Here is a 17202-nt window from a genome sequence, read left to right on the forward strand (position 1 = left end):
TCAACTTAGCCGATCCTTAGCGGGAGCGTGTGACGTAGGTGACACAGAGTTAACCCGGCTGACACAGATCAAGCCGCATCAGGACCCGCGGGAACCCGTTGATCACCGACTCCGTGTCTGCTGCTTTGCTGAAGCCCGCATCCTCGAAAAGCTTCCGGGTGCCCACATACGCCATGGTGAGGTCCACATGCTCGCCGCCGTTGTCCACCGGGTAGCCCTCGAGGACGGGCGCGCCGTTGCTGCGGGCGAAGTCAACCGCACCGGCGAGCAGTGCGTGCGAGATGCCCTTGCCCCGGTGCCCGGGCCGCACCCGGATGCACCAGACGGACCACGCCGCCTGCTCGTCCAGCAGGGGAATCTTCCGGCTCCGGGCAAAGCTGGTGTCCGCCCGCGGATGGACAGCCGCCCACCCGACCGGCTCGTCGCCGTCGTACGCCAGGATCCCGGGCGGCAGCTCAGCGGACAGTAGTTCCTTGACGAACTCGCCCCGCTGCCGGCCCTGCAGGGCCAGGTTCTGCTTGGCGGGAATGCGGTAGCTCAGGCACCAGCACACGTTGGAGTCCAGGCTCTTCTTCGGCCCGACAAGCGTGCGGACGTCCTCGAAGTCCCGTGCGGGGCGGATGGTGATTGCCATGTCAGCGACATCCTCTCGGCTGCTCCTCCTACCGATCCTAGCCACCCGCCGCTTCACAGGCTTCCCCCGGCTTTCACAGCCCAATGACAGCTTCCGGAAAGGCCCCGCTGACCTCGTCCGGCGATCGTGGAAGCAAGGCGGCACACCAGTCGCCGGTCTACGAAATGAGGAGACTGATGATGGCAACTACCAAGAGAATCACCCTCGGCATCGCCGCCGGTGCGCTGGCGCTCGGCGCCGGCCTGGGCGTCACGGGGGTGGCGACGGCGGCCACCACCCCCAGCCCGGCCGTCACCGAAAGCGCCCCTGCGGGCGGCTTCGGCCGCCATGGCGGGCATGGCGGAGACCGCGGACAGCTCGCCGCGGACCTCGCCACCAAGCTCGGGGTCGAGGAAGCCAAGGTGACGGAGGCTCTCCAGACATTCCGTGAGGAGAATAAACCCACCACCCCGCCGGCCGAAGGCACTGCGCCGGCCGAAGGTACCAGGCCCGACCGTGCCGCGATGGACGCCGCATTGGCCAAGTCCCTGGCGGAAAAGCTCGGGGTTGACGAAGCCAAGGTCACCGCGGCCCTGGAGGAAATCCGCAGCGAGGCGCAGGCCGAACGGGCCGAGACGCTGAAGACCCGACTCGACAAGGCTGTGAGCGACGGAACGCTGACGCAGGCCGAAGCCGACGCCGTCACCAAAGCCGTGGAGAAGGGCGTGATCGGGGGAGGCGGACGCTGAGCTAACACCAACGCGGGGTCATTTACGGCCCATGTATGGCGGAAACATGGGCCGTAAGTGACCCCGCGTTGGGTTTTAAAGGACCTTGCGGACGGTTTCTTCGAAGCTGGTCACGTGGTGCAGGGCGAGGCTGGCGGCCGTGTCTTCGTCACCGTCGGCGATGGCGTTGAGGAGCTCGACGTGCTCAGCGATGTGCCCGGTGACCGAGGGCATCTTTTCGAGCATGTGGCACCAGATCCGGGTGGCCAGGTTGTCATAGCGGATCAGCACGTCTTCCAGGTGCGCATTGGCCGCGGCCTTGTAGATGAGCCGGTGCACGCGGATGTCGTAGCGCATGAGTTCGTGCTGTCCGGCGTCGCCGTCGCCAAGGAGGCTGATGCTCCGCGCGATGTCCCGGAATTCTTCGCGGAGGCGCTGGGGCGCCATCCTTGCGGCGCGGCGGGCCGCAAGGGGTTCGAGGAGTTCGCGGATTTCGGAGATGTCCGCCAGCTGGGTGATGTCGACGCCGGTGGCGAAGGTGCCGCGGCGGGGATAGGACACCACCAGGTGGTCGCTCTCCAAGCGCTTGATCGCTTCACGCACCGGAGTGCGTCCGATGCCAAGCTCGCCCGCGATCTGTCCGTCATTGATCGGATCGCCGGGCTTGATGTCCAGCATGATGAGGCGGTCCCGCAGGAGCAGGTAGGCGTTTTCGGCCAGGGAGGCGCCCTGCGGGCTGGTATCCAGTGCTTCCAAAACTGTGCTCATTGCTCTCTCCGCTTGCGGTCATTCAATCTTTGCGCAGAAGCCTTGCGAAGGACGGTTGACGTCCTTGTGATCTACAACATACCATGAATGCAGTTCTGATATATCAGTTGCCTAACAGTTGGTGACTATAACGATTGCAAGGAGCAGAGCACATGGTTGAACCGCTGATCCGTTCGCTGGCCGAGGCGGACCCGGAAGTTGATCAGGCGATTGCGCAGGAGCTCATCCGGCAGCAGTCCACCCTTGAGATGATCGCCTCTGAAAACTTCGCCCCGTCTGCCGTGATGCAGGCGCAGGGCTCGGTGCTGACCAACAAGTACGCCGAGGGCTACCCGGGCAAGCGCTACTACGGTGGCTGTGAGCACGTGGACGTCATCGAGCAGCTCGCCATCGACCGCCTGAAGGCACTCTTCGGCGCCGAATACGCCAACGTGCAGCCGCACTCGGGTGCCCAGGCCAACGCTTCGGCGATGCACGCGCTCATCAACCCGGGTGACACCATCATGGGCCTGAACCTGGCCCATGGCGGCCACCTGACCCACGGCATGCGCATCAACTTCTCCGGCAAGCTCTACAACGTGGTCCCGTACAGCGTCCGCGAAGACACCCACACCATCGACATGGCAGAGGTGGAACGCCTCGCGCTCGAGAACAAGCCGCAGCTCATCGTGGCCGGCTGGTCCGCTTACTCCCGCCAGCTGGACTTCGCCGAGTTCCGCCGCATCGCGGACCTCGTGGGCGCGTACCTCATGGTGGACATGGCACACATCGCCGGCCTGGTGGCCGCGGGCCTGCACCCGAGCCCGGTGCCGCACGCCCACGTCGTCACCAGCACCACCCACAAGACTTTGGGCGGCCCCCGCGGCGGCATCATCCTGACGAACGACGCCGAAATCGCCAAGAAGATCAACAGCGCCGTTTTCCCGGGCCAGCAGGGCGGACCGCTGGAGCACGTGATTGCTGCCAAGGCAGTTGCCTTCAAGTTCGCTTCCGAGCCTGCATTCAAGGAGCGCCAGGAACGCGTCCTGGAAGGTGCCAAGATCCTGGCCCAGCGCTTCCTGCAGGACGACGTTGCCCAGGCCGGCATTTCCGTGGTCAGCGGCGGCACCGATGTGCACCTGGTCCTGGTGGACCTGCGCAACTCCGAGCTGAACGGCCAGCAGGGTGAGGATGCCCTGCACCACATCGGCATCACCGTGAACCGCAACGCCGTGCCGTTCGACCCGCGCCCGCCGATGGTCTCCTCCGGCCTGCGGATCGGCACCCCTGCCCTGGCCACCCGTGGCTTCGGCGCTGCCGAATTCACCGAGGTCGCAGACATCATCGCGACGGCGCTCATCGGCGCAGCAGCTGATGGCACCCTCGCTGAGGACACCGCCGTCGAACTCCGCGCCCGCGTTACCGCGCTGGCGGAGCGCTTCCCGCTTTACCCCCACCTCGGAACCGAAGGCTCGGCCACCGAACTCGCAGCAGAAATGATTGGAGCAGCCAAGTGAGCCAGGACCACGATCCCCTGCACCTCCCGGAGCACCCGGACTTCCTCTGGCGCAACCCGGAGCCCAAGTCCTCCTACGATGCAGTCGTAGTGGGCGGCGGCGGGCACGGCCTGGCCACGGCGTACTTCCTCGCCAAGAACCACGGCATGACCAACATCGCCGTCCTGGAAAAGGGCTGGCTGGCCGGCGGCAACATGGCGCGCAACACCACTATCATCCGCTCCAACTACCTCTGGGACGAGAGCGCTGCCATCTACGAGCACGCCCTCAAGCTCTGGGAAGTGCTGCCGGAAGAGCTCGAATACGACTTCCTCTTCAGCCAGCGCGGCGTCATGAACCTGGCGCACACCCTGGGCGACGTCCGCGAAAGCATGCGCCGCGTGGGCGCCAACAAGCTCAACGGCGTGGACGCTGAATGGCTGGAACCGGAGCAGGTCAAGGAACTCTGCCCCATCCTGAACATCGGCGACAACATCCGCTACCCCGTCATGGGCGCCACGTACCAGCCGCGAGCCGGCATCGCCAAGCACGACCACGTGGCCTGGGCCTTCGCCCGCAAGTGCGACGAAATGGGCGTGGACATCATCCAGAACTGCGAAGTCACCGGCTTCCTCAAGGACGGCAACCGCGTGGTGGGCGTCAAGACCAACCGCGGCACCATCCACACCGAAAAGGTGGGCCTGGCAGCCGCCGGCCACAGCAGCGTCCTGGCCGAGATGGCAGGCTTCCGCCTCCCCATCCAGTCCCACCCGCTGCAGGCACTGGTTTCCGAACTGCACGAACCGGTCCACCCCACGGTGGTCATGTCCAACCACGTGCACGTGTACGTGTCACAGGCCCACAAGGGCGAACTGGTGATGGGCGCCGGCGTCGACTCCTACAACGGCTACGGCCAGCGCGGCTCCTTCCACGTGATCGAAGAGCAGATGGCCGCCGCCGTCGAACTCTTCCCGATCTTCGCCCGGGCACACGTGCTGCGCACCTGGGGCGGCATCGTGGACACCACCATGGACGCTTCGCCGATCATCGGCACCACCCCGGTGGAGAACATGTTCGTCAACTGCGGCTGGGGCACCGGCGGCTTCAAGGGAACTCCCGCGGCCGGCCTCACCTTCGCCCACACGATCGCCACCGGCGCGCCGCACAAGCTCAACGAGCCGTTCTCGCTGGAGCGTTTCGAAACCGGCGCCCTGATCGACGAACACGGCGCTGCCGCCGTCGCCCACTGACCCGCAGAACACACAGAAAGAAGCCGGACATGCTCCTCATCTCCTGCCCGAACTGCGGGCCACGGGACGAAACCGAATTCCACTACGGTGGCCAGGCCCACGTGGCCTACCCCGAAGATCCCTATGCACTGAACGACCGCGAATGGGCTGAGTACCTGTTCTACCGGGACAACACCAAGGGCGCCTACGCCGAACGCTGGGTCCACAGCACCGGTTGCCGCCAGTGGTTCAACATGCTCCGGGACACCGTCACCTACGAAATCCAGGCGATTTACCCCATGGGCGCCACGGCGCCCGGAAGCGCCGCACCCACTACCAACGCACAGGCCCCGGAAGGAGCAAGCAAGTGACGTCCCAGAACGCACGCCTCGCCAACGGCGGCCGCATCGATCGCAGCATCTCCTGGCGGTTCACCGTTGACGGCCAGGAATACACCGGCCACCCGGGCGACACCCTGGCCTCCGCGATGCTCGCCAACGGCCGGGTCACGGTGGGCGATTCGCTCTACGAGCGCCGTGCCCGCGGCATCATGTCCGCCGGCGTCGAGGAATCCAACGCCCTGGTGAAGATCGCCCCGCGCTTCCCGGGCCACGTGGCCGAGTCCATGCTTCCCGCCACCACCGTTTCCCTGGTGGACGGGCTGAAGGTGGAACTGCTGAACGGCCTGGGCAAGCTCGATCCCAACGAGGACAAGGCCGAATACGACAAGAAGTACGTCCACACCGACGTCCTGGTGATCGGCGGCGGCGTCGCCGGCCTGGCTGCTGCCCGTGAAGCAGTCCGCACCGGCGCCCGCGTCATCCTGATCGATGACCAGCCCGAGCTCGGCGGCGCCCTGCTGTCCGGCTCCACCGCTCCTGGCCTGGCCGAGGAAATCGAAGGCAAGCCGGCACTCGAATGGGTCGCCGACGTCGAGGCCGAACTGGTGTCCGCCGCCGAATGCACCGTGCTGAACCGCACCACCGCCTTCGGCGCCTACGACGCCAACTACGTCATCGCCGCCCAGAACCGCACGGACCACCTGAACGCCCCCGCAGCAGACGGTGTTTCCCGCCAGCGCATCTGGCACATCCGCGCAGCCCAGGTGGTCCTGGCTCCGGGTGCCCACGAGCGCCCCCTGGTGTTCGAAAACAACGACCGCCCGGGCATCATGCTCGCCTCGGCCGTGCGCAGCTACCTCAACCGCTACGCCGTCGCCGCAGGGTCCCGCGTGGTCATCAGCACCACCAACGACTCCGCCTACGCACTCGCAGCGGACCTGCTGGCAGCGGGAGTCAAGGTTGCCGCCGTCGTCGACGCCCGTCCGCAGCTGAGCGCCGTTGCCGCCGCAACGGTCGAAAAGGGCGTCCGCGTGCTGATCGGCAGCGCCGTGGCAGACACCACCGGCAACGGTGAAGGCGGCCGCCTGGACGGCGTCACCGTCCGCAGCATCAACGACGACGGCGAACTCACCTCCGGCGTCGAACAGTTCGCCTGCGACCTGCTGGCAGTTTCCGGTGGCTGGAGCCCGGTGGTCCACCTCCACAGCCAGCGCCAGGGCAAGCTGCGCTGGGATGACGAGCTGGCCGGCTTCGTGCCGAGCACCGTGGTCAAGGACCAGCAGGTGATCGGCTCGGGCCGCGGCAGCTACGAACTGGCCGACTGCCTGGCCGAGGGCATCAGCGCCGGCGCCGCCGCAGCGATCGCCGCAGGCTTCAGCAGCGAAACCGTTCCGGCAGAGCTCAAGGCACCCGTGGCCTCCGCGCCCACCCGCCAGCTGTGGCTGGTCCCGGGCCAGAGCGGCACGGCAGGGGAGTGGCACAACCACTTCGTGGACTTCCAGCGCGACCAGTCCGTGGCGGATGTGCTCCGTTCCACCGGTGCCGGCATGCGCTCGGTGGAACACGTCAAGCGCTACACCTCCATCAGCACCGCCAACGACCAGGGCAAGACCTCCGGTGTCAACGCGATCGGCGTCATCGCCGCCGCGCTGAAGGCCGAAGGTGCCGCTGCCGCCGGCATCGGCGAGATCGGCACCACCACCTACCGTGCGCCGTTCACCCCGGTGGCCTTCGCGGCACTGGCCGGACGCCAGCGCGGCGAACTGTTCGACCCCGCCCGCGTCACCTCCATCCACCCGTGGCACGTGGAAAAGGGTGCGCTCTTCGAGGACGTCGGACAGTGGAAGCGCCCGTGGTACTACCCGCAGGCCGGTGAAGACATGGATACCGCCGTGCTGCGCGAATGCGCCGCCGTCCGCGAGTCCGTGGGCTTCATGGACGCCACCACCCTCGGCAAGATCGAGATCCGTGGCAAGGACGCGGGCGAGTTCCTCAACCGCGTCTACACCAACGCCTTCAAGAAGCTCGCCCCGGGCTCCGCACGCTACGGCGTCATGTGCGGCCCGGACGGCATGATCTTCGACGACGGCGTGACCCTCCGCCTGGACGAGGACCGCTTCTTCATGACCACCACCACCGGCGGCGCAGCCAAGGTGCTGGACTGGCTTGAAGAGTGGCACCAGACCGAATGGCCGGAGCTGGACGTCGCCTGCACCTCCGTGACGGAACAGTGGAGCACGATCGCTGTTGTCGGCCCGAAGTCGCGCGAAGTGATCGCCAAGGTCGCCCCGCAGCTGGCCGTCGACGGCGGCCTGACCGCGGAGAACTTCCCGTTCATGACCTTCCGCGAGACCATCCTGGCCTCCGGTGTGGCCGCCCGCGTCTGCCGCATCTCTTTCTCGGGTGAACTGGCCTACGAAATCAACGTGCCGTCCTGGTACGGCCTGAACACCTGGGAAGCTGTTGCCGCGGCCGGTGCCGAGTTCAACATCACCCCGTACGGCACCGAGACCATGCACGTGCTGCGCGCCGAAAAGGGCTACCCGATCGTCGGCCAGGACACCGACGGCACGGTCACCCCGCAGGACGCCGGCATGGAATGGATCGTCTCCAAGGCCAAGGACTTCATCGGCAAGCGTTCCTACTCGCGCGTCGACCAGCAGCGCGAAGACCGTAAGCACCTGGTCAGCGTGCTCCCGGTGGACGGCTCGCTGAAGCTGCCGGAAGGCACCCAGCTGGTGGAGAAGGGCATCGAGGTGAACCCCGCGAACAGCCCGGTCCCCATGGAAGGCTTCGTCACTTCCAGCTACCACAGCGCAGCACTTGGCCGTTCCTTCGGCCTGGCCTTGATCCGCAACGGCCGCAACCGCATCGGCGAAACCCTCGTGGCCGCCGTCGGCGATCAGCTCGTGGACGTGACGGTCGGCGAAACAGTACTTTTCGACCCTGAAGGGAACCGCAAAGATGGTTGAGACAGCAGCAGCAACCGCAAACACCAACGGAGTACGTGAGGCCCGCCGCAGTCCGGCAGCCCACCTGGCCGGAATCTTTGAGGCCGCTTCGCTCGAAGGCATTGTGGAGATCCGGGAAATCCCGTTCCAGACCATGGCGGGCATCCGCGTCCGCCGCGACTCGGACGAGGGCCGGCGCGTCGCCTCGGTGACCGGCGGCCTGCCGGCGGCCTGCGGCGAGGTCGTGGAGCGCGACGGCGTCGCCACCCTGTGGCTCGGCCCGGCCGAGTTCCTGGTGGTGGCTCCGGAGAACGCCCACGAATCGCTGGGCGGGGACCTGGTCCCGGCCCTCGTCGAAGCACTCGGCGACGGCCAGGGCCAGGTGGTGGACCTCTCCGCCAACCGCACCGTCTTCGAACTCTCCGGCGTCCGTGCCCGCGACGTCCTGGAGAAGGGCTGCTCCCTGGACCTGCACCCGCGCGTCCTCAAGGCCGGCACTGCCCTCTCCACCGAAATCGGCCACATCCCGGTGATCCTGTGGAAGAGCGGGGAGGACACCTTCAAGGTGCTGCCCCGGGCCTCCTTCACCGACTTCCTCGGCCGCTGGCTGGTGGACGGCATGCGTGAATTCGCTTCGCCGGAGGTGCCGTGATGACCGCTCCTGTCACCGAGCGCGGCAACAGCGCCGCCAAGGAAACCACCGTTGAGCACGTCCTCACCCTGGACTGCGCGGAAACCCCTGGCATCGTCCACGCGGTCTCCGGCTTCCTGCTGGAACAGGGCTGCGACATCGTGGACAACAAGCAGTTCGGCTCCCGCGATGACAACCACTTCTTCATGCGTGTGCACTTCTCCTCCCCGGGAGACGAGGGCACGCTGGAGACCCTGCGCGAGGCCTTCGGGCCCATCGCGGAGAAGTTCGGCATGCGCTGGCAGCTGGAACGCCACGGCTCCAAGCGCAAGGTCCTGATCATGGTGTCCAAGTTCGGGCACTGCCTCAACGACCTGCTGTTCCGTGCACGGGTGGGCGAACTGCCCATCGAGATCGTGGGCGTCGTGTCCAACCACATGGACCACCAGGGCCTGGTGGTCTGGCACGGCATCCCCTTCTACCACGTGCCCGTCACCGCGGAGACAAAGCCGGCGGCCGAGGCCCGCCTGCTCGAGATCATCGACGAACTGGATGTGGAACTGGTGGTCCTGGCCCGCTACATGCAGGTGCTCAGCGACGATCTGGCCCGCAAGCTGGACGGACGTGCCATCAACATCCACCACTCCTTCCTGCCGAGCTTCAAGGGTGCCAAGCCTTACCACCAGGCCTACGCCCGCGGCGTGAAGACGGTGGGTGCCACGGCGCACTACGTCAACGGCGAACTGGACGAGGGGCCGATCATCTCCCAGCAGGTGCTGGAGGTTGACCACACCTACGGTCCGGAGGACCTCGTGGCCGCCGGCCGCGACTCCGAATGCAAGGCCCTCAGCAACGCGGTGCGCTGGCACTGCGAGGGCCGCGTGATCTTGCAGGGCAACCGGACGGTCGTACTTAAGTAAGGCCGGTTCCCAGCAACAAATCCTGTTCTGGAACGAAAGTGCTCAGGGGGAAAACAGGAAATGCCCGACGGCGGTTCGCACCGCCGTCGGGCATCTTGCTTTTAAGGCGGGCCGCTTAGAGGTCCTTCCGGCAGTGCGCCGAATGGAGCTTGTAGAGGCCGGTGAGGTCGCCGTCCTTGAGCCCGTCCGGGGCACCGATCTCCGGGTACATCAGCTGGACAGGATCGTCCACATGGTCCAAACCCACCACATGGGCCAGCTCGTGCTGCATGACCGCCAGGACGTAGTCGGAACCGCCGGGCATACCGAGCAGCTCGGCGATCTGGTGGGTGTCCAGGTCAAGGCGGCCGGAAACGTAGCTGCGGGGCCCGGAACCGAAGCTGTAGGCGGTGCTGCCGCCGGTGCCGATCACCTTGTCCGCCAGGGTGGGAGCCACCTCCGGGGTGGTCCAGGAAACCAGGATCGGAGCCCAGCGCTCACCGTACAGCTTGGGCTGGTAGGCCTCGCGCTTCTCCGAGGGTTTTTCCTTGGTGGCGCCGTCGTTGATGAATTTGAGCCCGGTGGCGGCGGAAATGTTCGCGATTGCCTGCTCCAGCAGGCCCTCGGAACCGATCGGGGCGAGTTCGGCGTTCACCACGTAGTGCACCGGCCGGCAGGGGGAGTAGCCCACGGGCGTGCCGTCCGGATTGGTGGCCAGGAACTTGTAGGAGCCGCTCTCCGTCGCGGGTTTCGCGGGAGTGAGGAGCGGTTTGCCGGCTTCTTCGAGTCCCGGCGGCGGAGCGTCGTCGCCCTGCTTCGCGGCCTGCTTCGGCACGTCGGTGGCTTTGCCGGGTTGCGAAGCCGGGGCCTTGCCGGCATGGGTAGAGGGAGCTTCGTGCTCAGTGCTGTGTTCAGCACCCGGCAACGCCGGGAACAAGGAAGTGATCCTCGGATCGCCGCGCAGGAAGCCGCTGACCAACAGCGCCACCACTGCCGCCACAGCGACCACCAGCAGGTTCCGGAAGACGGCGCGCGCGGTGCCGGACCGCCTGTGCGGCCGGCCGCCGTCGGGCTCTATTTCCGGGTACATCCAACTCCCTGCGTTGTGGTCGAACGGCGGCAGTGCCGCTTAGCCGACGACGGTGCCGAAGAGCAGGCCCAGGGCGTACGTTGCGGCGGCGGCACCAAGGCCGATGGCGAGCTGCCGGAGGCCGCGCGTGAGCGGCGAGGTGCCGGACAGCAGACCGACGACGGCGCCCGTCCCCAAGAGCGCGACGCCCACCAGCGTACCGGCCGCCACGAGGGCAGCGAAACCGCCCATGCTGAAAATGAACGGCAGGATGGGCACGATGGCGCCCGAGGCGAAGAAGCAGAAACTGGAGAGCGCGGCGCCCCAGGCCGAGCCGACGGCCTCGTGCTCGTTGCCGCCTTCTTCTTCCGCCTCGGGGTGCAGGGACAGCGAGGGATCGCAGTCGCAGGAGAAGGTGCCCATGCGTTCGGCGGCGCGGTGCTCGGCGGCCTCGCGGCTCATGCCGCGGGCCAGGTACACGAGCACCAGTTCGTTGTGCTCGATGTCCAGGGACGGTGCGGCGGCCAGGGTCACCTGCGTGGGACGGGTCGCGCGCAGCAGTTCCAGCTGCGAACGGACCGAGACATATTCGCCGGCGCCCATGGACAAGGCGCCGGCCAGCAGGCCCGCGATGCCGCTGAACAGCACCACGGTGGTGGGGACGCCGGTGGCCGCCATGCCCATGACCAGGGACAGGTTGCTGACCAGGCCGTCATTGGCGCCGAAGACGGCGGCCCGGAAGGAACCCGAAAGACGGTTGCGCCCGCGGGTTGCCAGGCCGCGGACCACTTCTTCGTGGATCTGTTCGTCGGCGGCCATGGCACGGGTGGCCGAGGGATCGTTGGCGTAGGGGGAGCGGCTTTCGGCGCGCTGGGCGAGGGCCAATACGAACACCGAACCGAAGTGGCGGGCCAGGAAACCCAGCATCCGGCTGCGCATCGAGGCGGCCTTCGGCATGCCCGCGTGATCGCCCAGCAGGCGCAGCCAGTGGGCTTCGTGGCGGCCTTCGGCCTCGGCGAGTGCCAGCAGGATGTCCCGTTCCTCGCCTTCGCGCCGCTGGGCAAGCTCGCGGTACACGGCAGCTTCGGCACGTTCGTCGGCGAGGTACTGCCGCCACCGCTTGATGTCTGCGGAGGAGGGGGTTTCCCTCGGCGGGGTGTCTTTTTGTGTGTCCACTGGGTCTTTTGGCGTTGGCACTTGTGATGGGCTCCTGGCTGGCGCGGGCGGATGGTCGTCGCCCCGTTGCAACCCCCACCATAGCGCCAATTTCCGCGGATTTTTGGCTGGCGATCCTCAGCCGGAAGTTTCGGTACGCCTCAAAGACCGCGCACTGTATCCGGTGCCTTGACCCCCGGCAGGGGCAGTGCTCAGATGGAGGAACCAGCAGATTGCCAACGGGAGGTTGCACCGTGAACAGTACCGAAACGCACGCCTGGCATCCCGAGCGTCCCACCGTGGAGTCGGATCCCGCCTACGACTACAGCGAGGACATCGCCGTGGACGAGGACTGGGACGAGGAAGACGACGCCATCGATGAAGAGGAACGGGTGGTCCCGCTCGATATCGACGAACACCGCGAAGAAGAGGACGAGGAGTAGCCTGCGCTAGTCCAGGATGAACGGCAGCTCCTTGCCGGAGCGGCAACCGCGTGCGGCGACGGCGAGGAGCAGCTTCCGTTCGGCCGGAAACCACAGCGCGGGCCGCACCGCGCGGGCCAGCGCCTGCAGGAGGACGTCCGCTTCCGCGCAGCGGTAGCGTTCGGGGTTGCCTCCGGTGAACAGCAGCACCCAGCCGCTACCGGCGTCGACACAGGGGAGGACGCGCCGAGGCGTGGGGTCAGCTAAAGGGTTGGTGTCCACCGCGGGCGCATCGGCGTGGATGGTGGTGCCGGTGGCGGCATCGAAAGGCATGGCCTTCTCCTGGGGGAGTTGCTCTTGCCTGGCCGGTTGTCTCGGGTCCGGTACAGGCCGCTTCCTCATCCGAACCACCCGTGAACATGGGGTTGGTGCGTGGCCAGTCGGAGCTTGGCGCCACATCTCTTGAAGCTGGAACTTACTGTAGCGCAGCGCCCGCGGCGCGGTGAACGCCAAGCCGGCTTAACGACGACGGCGGCGCCTCCTGCGAAAGGAGGCGCCGCCGTCGGGCGTCCAGGGAGTACGCTGCCGCTAGGCGGTGGGCGCGGGGACGTCCTCGTCCGCGATCCGGGTGCCGGCAACGCGGGCGTTCCACGCCTGCATGACCGCGGGATCGGTGGGCTTGCTGAGGAGCGACACCGCGATGTAGACCACGGCGGAGGCGACCAGGCCGTAGTAGATCGGTTCGTTGGCGTAGATGCCGTCCAGCGGAGCCTTGGCATTGATCTCCAGCACGATCATGGTGCCGAGCGTGATCACGGAACCGACCGCCATGGAGGCTGCCGCCGCCACGCCGGTGCCGCGCTTCCAGACCAGGCCTCCGAGGATGGCAACCAGCAGGCCGCCCACCAGGATGTCGTAGGCGATGGTGAGGGCGGCGACCACGTCCTTGGTGGTGATCGCGATGATGATCGCCACGATGCCCAGGCCCAGCACCCAGTAGCGGTTGGCCTTGACGTCGTGCTCGGGGTTGTCCGTGTCCTCGGTGCTGATGTCCTTGCCGAACCAGCTGGCCACGAAGGGCAGGACGTCGGCGCGGGCCACCGTGGCGGCGGCGATCAGGGCGCCGGATGCAGTGGACATCATGGCGGCCACGGCAGCGGCGAGCACCAGGCCGCCGATGCCGATCGGGAGCAGGTGCATGGCGACCTCGGCGTAGACGTCGTCCTTGGCCTTGATCTCGATGCCGGCCAGGGCTACGTTGGCGGCCATGCCGATCAGGGCGCCGGCCAGGCCGTAGAGGATGCAGTAGACGCCGGCGGTGGCGCCGCCCCAACGGGCCACGGTGGGCGTCTTGGCGGTGAAGACGCGCTGCCAGATGTCCTGGCCGATCAGCAGGCCCAGGGTGTAGACCACGAAGTAGGTGATGATGGTCTGCAGGCCGATGCCGTCGATCTGGAAGAAACTTTCGTCAACGCGCTGGCGGATGCCGTCCAGCCCGCCGGCGGCGGTCAGGGAGAAGGGCAGCATGAGGAAGAAGATGCCCACCGTCTTGATGACGAACTGGACCTGGTCGGCCAGGGTGATGGACCACATGCCGCCGATGGTGGAGTACACCAGCACGATCGCGCCGCCGATGGCGATGGCCAGGGAACGGTCCCAGCCGAAGAGCACCACGAAGATGGTGGCGTAGGCACCGGTGGAGGTGGCGCAGAGCATCAGGGTGTAGGCCAGCATGACGATGCCGGAGGTCTGCGTTGCCTTGCTGCCGTAGCGAAGGGTCAGCATCTGGGAGACCGTGTAGATCTTCAGCTTCTGGATGGTGCCGGCGAAAAGCAGGCTGAGCAGCAGCACGCCGGCGCCGATGGCCACCACGAGCCACATGCCGGAGATGCCGAACTTGTAGCCCAGGCCCACGCCGCCCACGGTGGAGGCGCCGCCCAGGACGACGGCGGCCATGGTGCCGGTGTAGAGGAACGGCCCCAGGCGGCGGCCGGCCACCAGGAAGTCGCTGTTGTTCTTGGTGCGGGACTTGCCCCACCAGCCGAAGGCCAGCATGGCGAGGAGGTACACCACCACGATGGCGATGTTGATGAACGTCGAGTCCATGAAGGCTCCTGGGGATTTTTGGGGAGATTGTGTTCCGGCTTTTTCGGCAATTCCTTGGAATATTGCCTGGAAGTCAACACTTGTTGCATGCAAGGATATGTAGTGATGGGCGTAACAGTCAAGGATGACGCCGGGCGGCGGGCGGGGCTTCAAGGTGACGCCCGCTACTATGGCCCACAGGTACGGGCCGCGTCTTATCGGCCTTGAAAGGTTCGTGAATGAAGGCTCTTCCCGTTGAACCCAGCAACGTTCCACTTGCCATCGGGTCCAGGATCCGTGCTGCCCGCCAGTCCCAGCGGCTCACCATCGAACAGGTTGCCGAAGCCACCGGGCTGACCAAAGGCTTCCTCAGCCGCGTTGAACGCGATCTGACCTCGCCGTCCGTGGCTTCCCTGGTCACGCTGTGCCAGGTCCTGTCCGTGTCCATCGGCGATCTTTTCGCGGCGCCCGAGACGCACCTGACGCGCCGCGACGACGGACCGAAGATTTCCCTCGGCGGCGAAGGAATCGTCGAACGGCTCCTCACTGCCCGCTCCGAACGCCGCCTGCAGATCATCCAGGCCGTGATCGAACCGCGTGGCCGCGGCGAATCCGAGCTCTACGCAGTGGACTGCGACGTGGACGTGCTGCACGTTATCAAAGGCCGGATCCAGCTGATCCTGAGCAACGAAAAGTACGAGCTCGAAGAAGGGGATACCCTGTCCTTCCCCGGCCGGGAGCCGCACACCTGGGTCAATCCCACCGACGACACCGTCGAGGTGCTCTGGATCCTGGTCCCGGCGGCCAGCCGCTGATTTCCCGCGTCAGCCTACGTGCACCCAGGGCCGCCGGGTGACGTCCGGTTCGGCCTCGCGGAGCACTTCCCGGGTGACGGGCGCGATTTCCCCTTCGCCGAAGAACAGGAACTTGCTCAAGTTGGCGATCGGATTGCCCTCGGTCCAACGGAAGTAGATGTGCGGCATCAGCCCGGTGACGTCGCGGATGTGCAGGAGGACCGCCGCGAGTGTGTTGGGTACGTTGTTGCTGTGGACTTCCAGGACCCGGAACCCGTGCCGATGCTTGCCCTCCACCAGCAGTTCCTGTTCAAAGTCCGAGCTGTCATCCACGATCACCTCGATGAAGAGGGCGTTGCAGTCCACCGGCAGGTGGTTGGCCTGCTGCGCGTGCTCCAGTTTTTCCCGGTAGCGCTCGACGCCGGCCCGCTTGGGTTCGTGGGCGATCATCCGGATGGGGCCCTCGTCATTGGCTGCTGTGAACTCCAGGGCCTGTTCGTCCATCTTGATGTGGGTGGCCCGCAGTTCGAAGGAGCGCCGGATCCTGGATGCGAAGCTCACCACCACGATGCCGAGGATGAACATGGCGGCGATCCGGATGCCGTCCGGCCGTTCCACCACATTGGCCACCGTGGTGTAGCTGAACACGAGTGCTACCGCGCCGAACGCCAGGGTCTTCACGCGCTGCCGGCGACGCTTGGCGGACAGTGTCACCGCAATGGACGCGGAGGTCATCAGCACCAGCACGCCGGTGGCGTACGCGCCGCCCTGCGCTTCGACGTCGGCCTCGAAAACGATGGTGACCAGGAAGGCAATGGCGGTGAACAGCAGGACCAGCGGGCGGACGGCCCGGGTCCATGACGGAGCCATGCCGAAGCGGGGAAGGTAGCGCGGCACCAGGTTCAGCAGGCCGGCCATGGCTGAGGCGCCGGCGAACCAGAGGATGGCGATGGTGCTGATGTCGTACGCCGTGCCGAAGGCATCGCCCAGGTACTGGTGTGCCAGGTAGGCCAGGGCGCGGCCGTTTGCCTTGCCGCCGGCTTCGAATTCGGCGGCCGGGATGAGGAAGGTGGTGATGAAGCTGGAGGCCACCAGGAAGGCACTCATAATGAGGGCCGCCGTCGTGAGCAGCTTGTGGGCGCCGCGGATGCGGCCCGCCGGGTGCTCTTCGGTGTCGTCCGGCTCGCCCTTGATCTGGGGCATGACGGCCACGCCGGTTTCGAAGCCGGACAAGCCAAGTGCGAGCTTGGGGAACACGAGCAGCGCGATGCCGATCATCACCAACGGGTTGCCGTGCTGCTGGTTCAGGGCGACCCACCAGTCGGTGACAACATGCGCCTCGCTTGCCACATGGAACAGGCCCACCACCACAACCACGGCGTTGAGGAGCAGGAACGCACCGACCAGCAGGACCGCCACGTTGATGGCCTCTTTGAAGCCGCGCAGGAAGACGATGCCCAGGCCGGCGATCAGGGCCAGCGTGATGGCAACCTCCTGGCCGTGCATCCATTCGGGCGCGAACGGGTTTTCCACCGCGTGGGCGCTCGCATCCGCGGCGGACAGAGTCATGGTGATCATGAAGTCGGTCGCCGCGAAGCCGAGCAGGGCCAGCACGAACAGCTTGCCGCCCCAGCGGGGGAGCAGCTTCTCCAGCATGGCGATGGAGCCTTCGCCGCGCGGGCTTTCCGACGCGACGCGGCGGTAGACGGGCAGGGCGCCAAGCAGCGTGACGGCCACCAGGACGATCGTGGCCAGCGGCGAGACCATGCCCGCGGCAAGCGCTGCGATGGCCGGCTGGTAGCCGAGGGTCGAGAAGTAGTCGACGCCGGTCAGGCACATGACCTTCCACCAGGACTGCGGCTTGTGGTCCTTGGCCGCCTGTGTCCGCTGCGCTCCATGCCGTTTCCGGCCGGCGGGATCCGGCATGCCTTCAAGCAGCCAGTGCTTGAAGCTTCCGCTGGGTTTGTGCCGATTGGAGGGATCGGCCGGCGGCCGCATCAGGGTGCTCACAATGTCCTTTCACGCAGCCCGGGGGACTGCTC

16 protein-coding genes and 1 riboswitch are annotated in these 17202 nt (G+C 66.6%); of the genes, 9 read left to right on the forward strand and 7 right to left on the reverse strand.

Annotated features, from left to right (window positions below; translation table 11 throughout):
* Positions 1–49: 49 nt before the first annotated feature.
* Complete coding sequence (locus BIU82_RS12035; protein WP_070349705.1) at positions 50–634, reverse strand: GNAT family N-acetyltransferase; 585 nt, start codon at positions 632–634, stop codon at positions 50–52.
* Positions 635–813: 179 nt separating this feature from the next.
* Between BIU82_RS12035 and BIU82_RS12040 the strand changes: the two genes are divergently transcribed.
* Positions 814–1362: a hypothetical protein gene (locus BIU82_RS12040; RefSeq protein WP_070349921.1), complete on the forward strand. Its 549-nt coding sequence runs from the start codon at positions 814–816 to the stop codon at positions 1360–1362.
* Between the two features lie 75 nt (positions 1363–1437).
* Here the strand turns inward: BIU82_RS12040 and BIU82_RS12045 are convergent, their stop codons facing one another.
* Positions 1438–2109 carry a GntR family transcriptional regulator gene (locus tag BIU82_RS12045; RefSeq protein ID WP_070349706.1) on the reverse strand — a complete coding sequence of 224 codons (672 nt, stop codon included), beginning with the start codon at positions 2107–2109 and terminating at the stop codon, positions 1438–1440.
* Positions 2110–2261: 152 nt separating this feature from the next.
* Between BIU82_RS12045 and glyA the strand changes: the two genes are divergently transcribed.
* Genes glyA through purU form a run of 6 tightly spaced genes read left to right on the forward strand, consistent with a single transcriptional unit; the run spans position 2262 to position 9656 of the window.
* Positions 2262–3605, forward strand: a complete 1344-nt coding sequence (glyA, locus tag BIU82_RS12050; RefSeq protein WP_070349707.1) for a serine hydroxymethyltransferase — start codon at positions 2262–2264, stop codon at positions 3603–3605.
* Positions 3602–4834 carry a sarcosine oxidase subunit beta family protein gene (locus BIU82_RS12055; protein ID WP_253182764.1) on the forward strand — a complete coding sequence of 411 codons (1233 nt, stop codon included), beginning with the start codon at positions 3602–3604 and terminating at the stop codon, positions 4832–4834. The genes glyA and BIU82_RS12055 overlap by 4 nt, the downstream gene beginning before the upstream one ends.
* 29 nt (positions 4835–4863) lie before the next feature.
* Positions 4864–5184 carry a sarcosine oxidase subunit delta gene (locus BIU82_RS12060; protein WP_070349708.1) on the forward strand — a complete coding sequence of 107 codons (321 nt, stop codon included), beginning with the start codon at positions 4864–4866 and terminating at the stop codon, positions 5182–5184.
* Positions 5181–8126: a 2Fe-2S iron-sulfur cluster-binding protein gene (locus tag BIU82_RS12065; RefSeq protein ID WP_070349709.1), complete on the forward strand. Its 2946-nt coding sequence runs from the start codon at positions 5181–5183 to the stop codon at positions 8124–8126. Before BIU82_RS12060 ends, BIU82_RS12065 begins: the two co-directional genes overlap by 4 nt.
* Complete coding sequence (locus BIU82_RS12070) at positions 8119–8757, forward strand: sarcosine oxidase subunit gamma family protein (RefSeq protein WP_070349710.1); 639 nt, start codon at positions 8119–8121, stop codon at positions 8755–8757. Before BIU82_RS12065 ends, BIU82_RS12070 begins: the two co-directional genes overlap by 8 nt.
* A complete protein-coding gene (purU, locus tag BIU82_RS12075; RefSeq protein WP_070349711.1) occupies positions 8757–9656 on the forward strand; it encodes a formyltetrahydrofolate deformylase in 900 nt (299 codons plus the stop codon). The genes BIU82_RS12070 and purU overlap by 1 nt, the downstream gene beginning before the upstream one ends.
* 115 nt (positions 9657–9771) lie before the next feature.
* On the opposite strand, the gene BIU82_RS12080 is transcribed toward purU, so the two are convergent.
* Both BIU82_RS12080 and BIU82_RS12085 read right to left on the reverse strand, forming a co-directional pair.
* On the reverse strand, positions 9772–10725 hold the full coding sequence (locus tag BIU82_RS12080) for a matrixin family metalloprotease (protein WP_083292309.1): 954 nt from the start codon (positions 10723–10725) through the stop codon (positions 9772–9774).
* Between the two features lie 39 nt (positions 10726–10764).
* Positions 10765–11880, reverse strand: coding sequence for a VIT1/CCC1 transporter family protein (locus BIU82_RS12085; protein ID WP_253182765.1), 1116 nt, complete (start codon positions 11878–11880; stop codon positions 10765–10767).
* A 233-nt stretch (positions 11881–12113) separates the two neighbouring features.
* Between BIU82_RS12085 and BIU82_RS12090 the strand changes: the two genes are divergently transcribed.
* Positions 12114–12302: a hypothetical protein gene (locus tag BIU82_RS12090; protein ID WP_070349713.1), complete on the forward strand. Its 189-nt coding sequence runs from the start codon at positions 12114–12116 to the stop codon at positions 12300–12302.
* A gap of 6 nt (positions 12303–12308) precedes the next feature.
* Here BIU82_RS12090 and BIU82_RS12095 read toward each other — a convergent pair whose 3' ends face one another.
* Positions 12309–12614: a hypothetical protein gene (locus BIU82_RS12095; protein WP_070349714.1), complete on the reverse strand. Its 306-nt coding sequence runs from the start codon at positions 12612–12614 to the stop codon at positions 12309–12311.
* A gap of 15 nt (positions 12615–12629) precedes the next feature.
* Positions 12630–12749: riboswitch (SAM riboswitch) on the reverse strand.
* A 120-nt stretch (positions 12750–12869) separates the two neighbouring features.
* Positions 12870–14387 (reverse strand): sodium:solute symporter, encoded by a 1518-nt coding sequence (locus BIU82_RS12100; protein ID WP_070349715.1) that lies wholly within the window; start codon positions 14385–14387, stop codon positions 12870–12872.
* Positions 14388–14605: 218 nt separating this feature from the next.
* On the opposite strand from BIU82_RS12100, the gene BIU82_RS12105 reads away from it, so the two are divergent.
* Complete coding sequence (locus tag BIU82_RS12105) at positions 14606–15181, forward strand: helix-turn-helix domain-containing protein (RefSeq protein ID WP_070349716.1); 576 nt, start codon at positions 14606–14608, stop codon at positions 15179–15181.
* 9 nt (positions 15182–15190) lie between these two features.
* Here BIU82_RS12105 and BIU82_RS12110 read toward each other — a convergent pair whose 3' ends face one another.
* Positions 15191–17170 carry an APC family permease gene (locus tag BIU82_RS12110; protein ID WP_070349717.1) on the reverse strand — a complete coding sequence of 660 codons (1980 nt, stop codon included), beginning with the start codon at positions 17168–17170 and terminating at the stop codon, positions 15191–15193.
* Between the last annotated feature and the right edge of the window lie 32 nt (positions 17171–17202).

This window comes from Arthrobacter sp. SW1 (assembly GCF_001766675.1).
Taxonomy (GTDB): Bacteria; Actinomycetota; Actinomycetes; order Actinomycetales; family Micrococcaceae; genus Arthrobacter.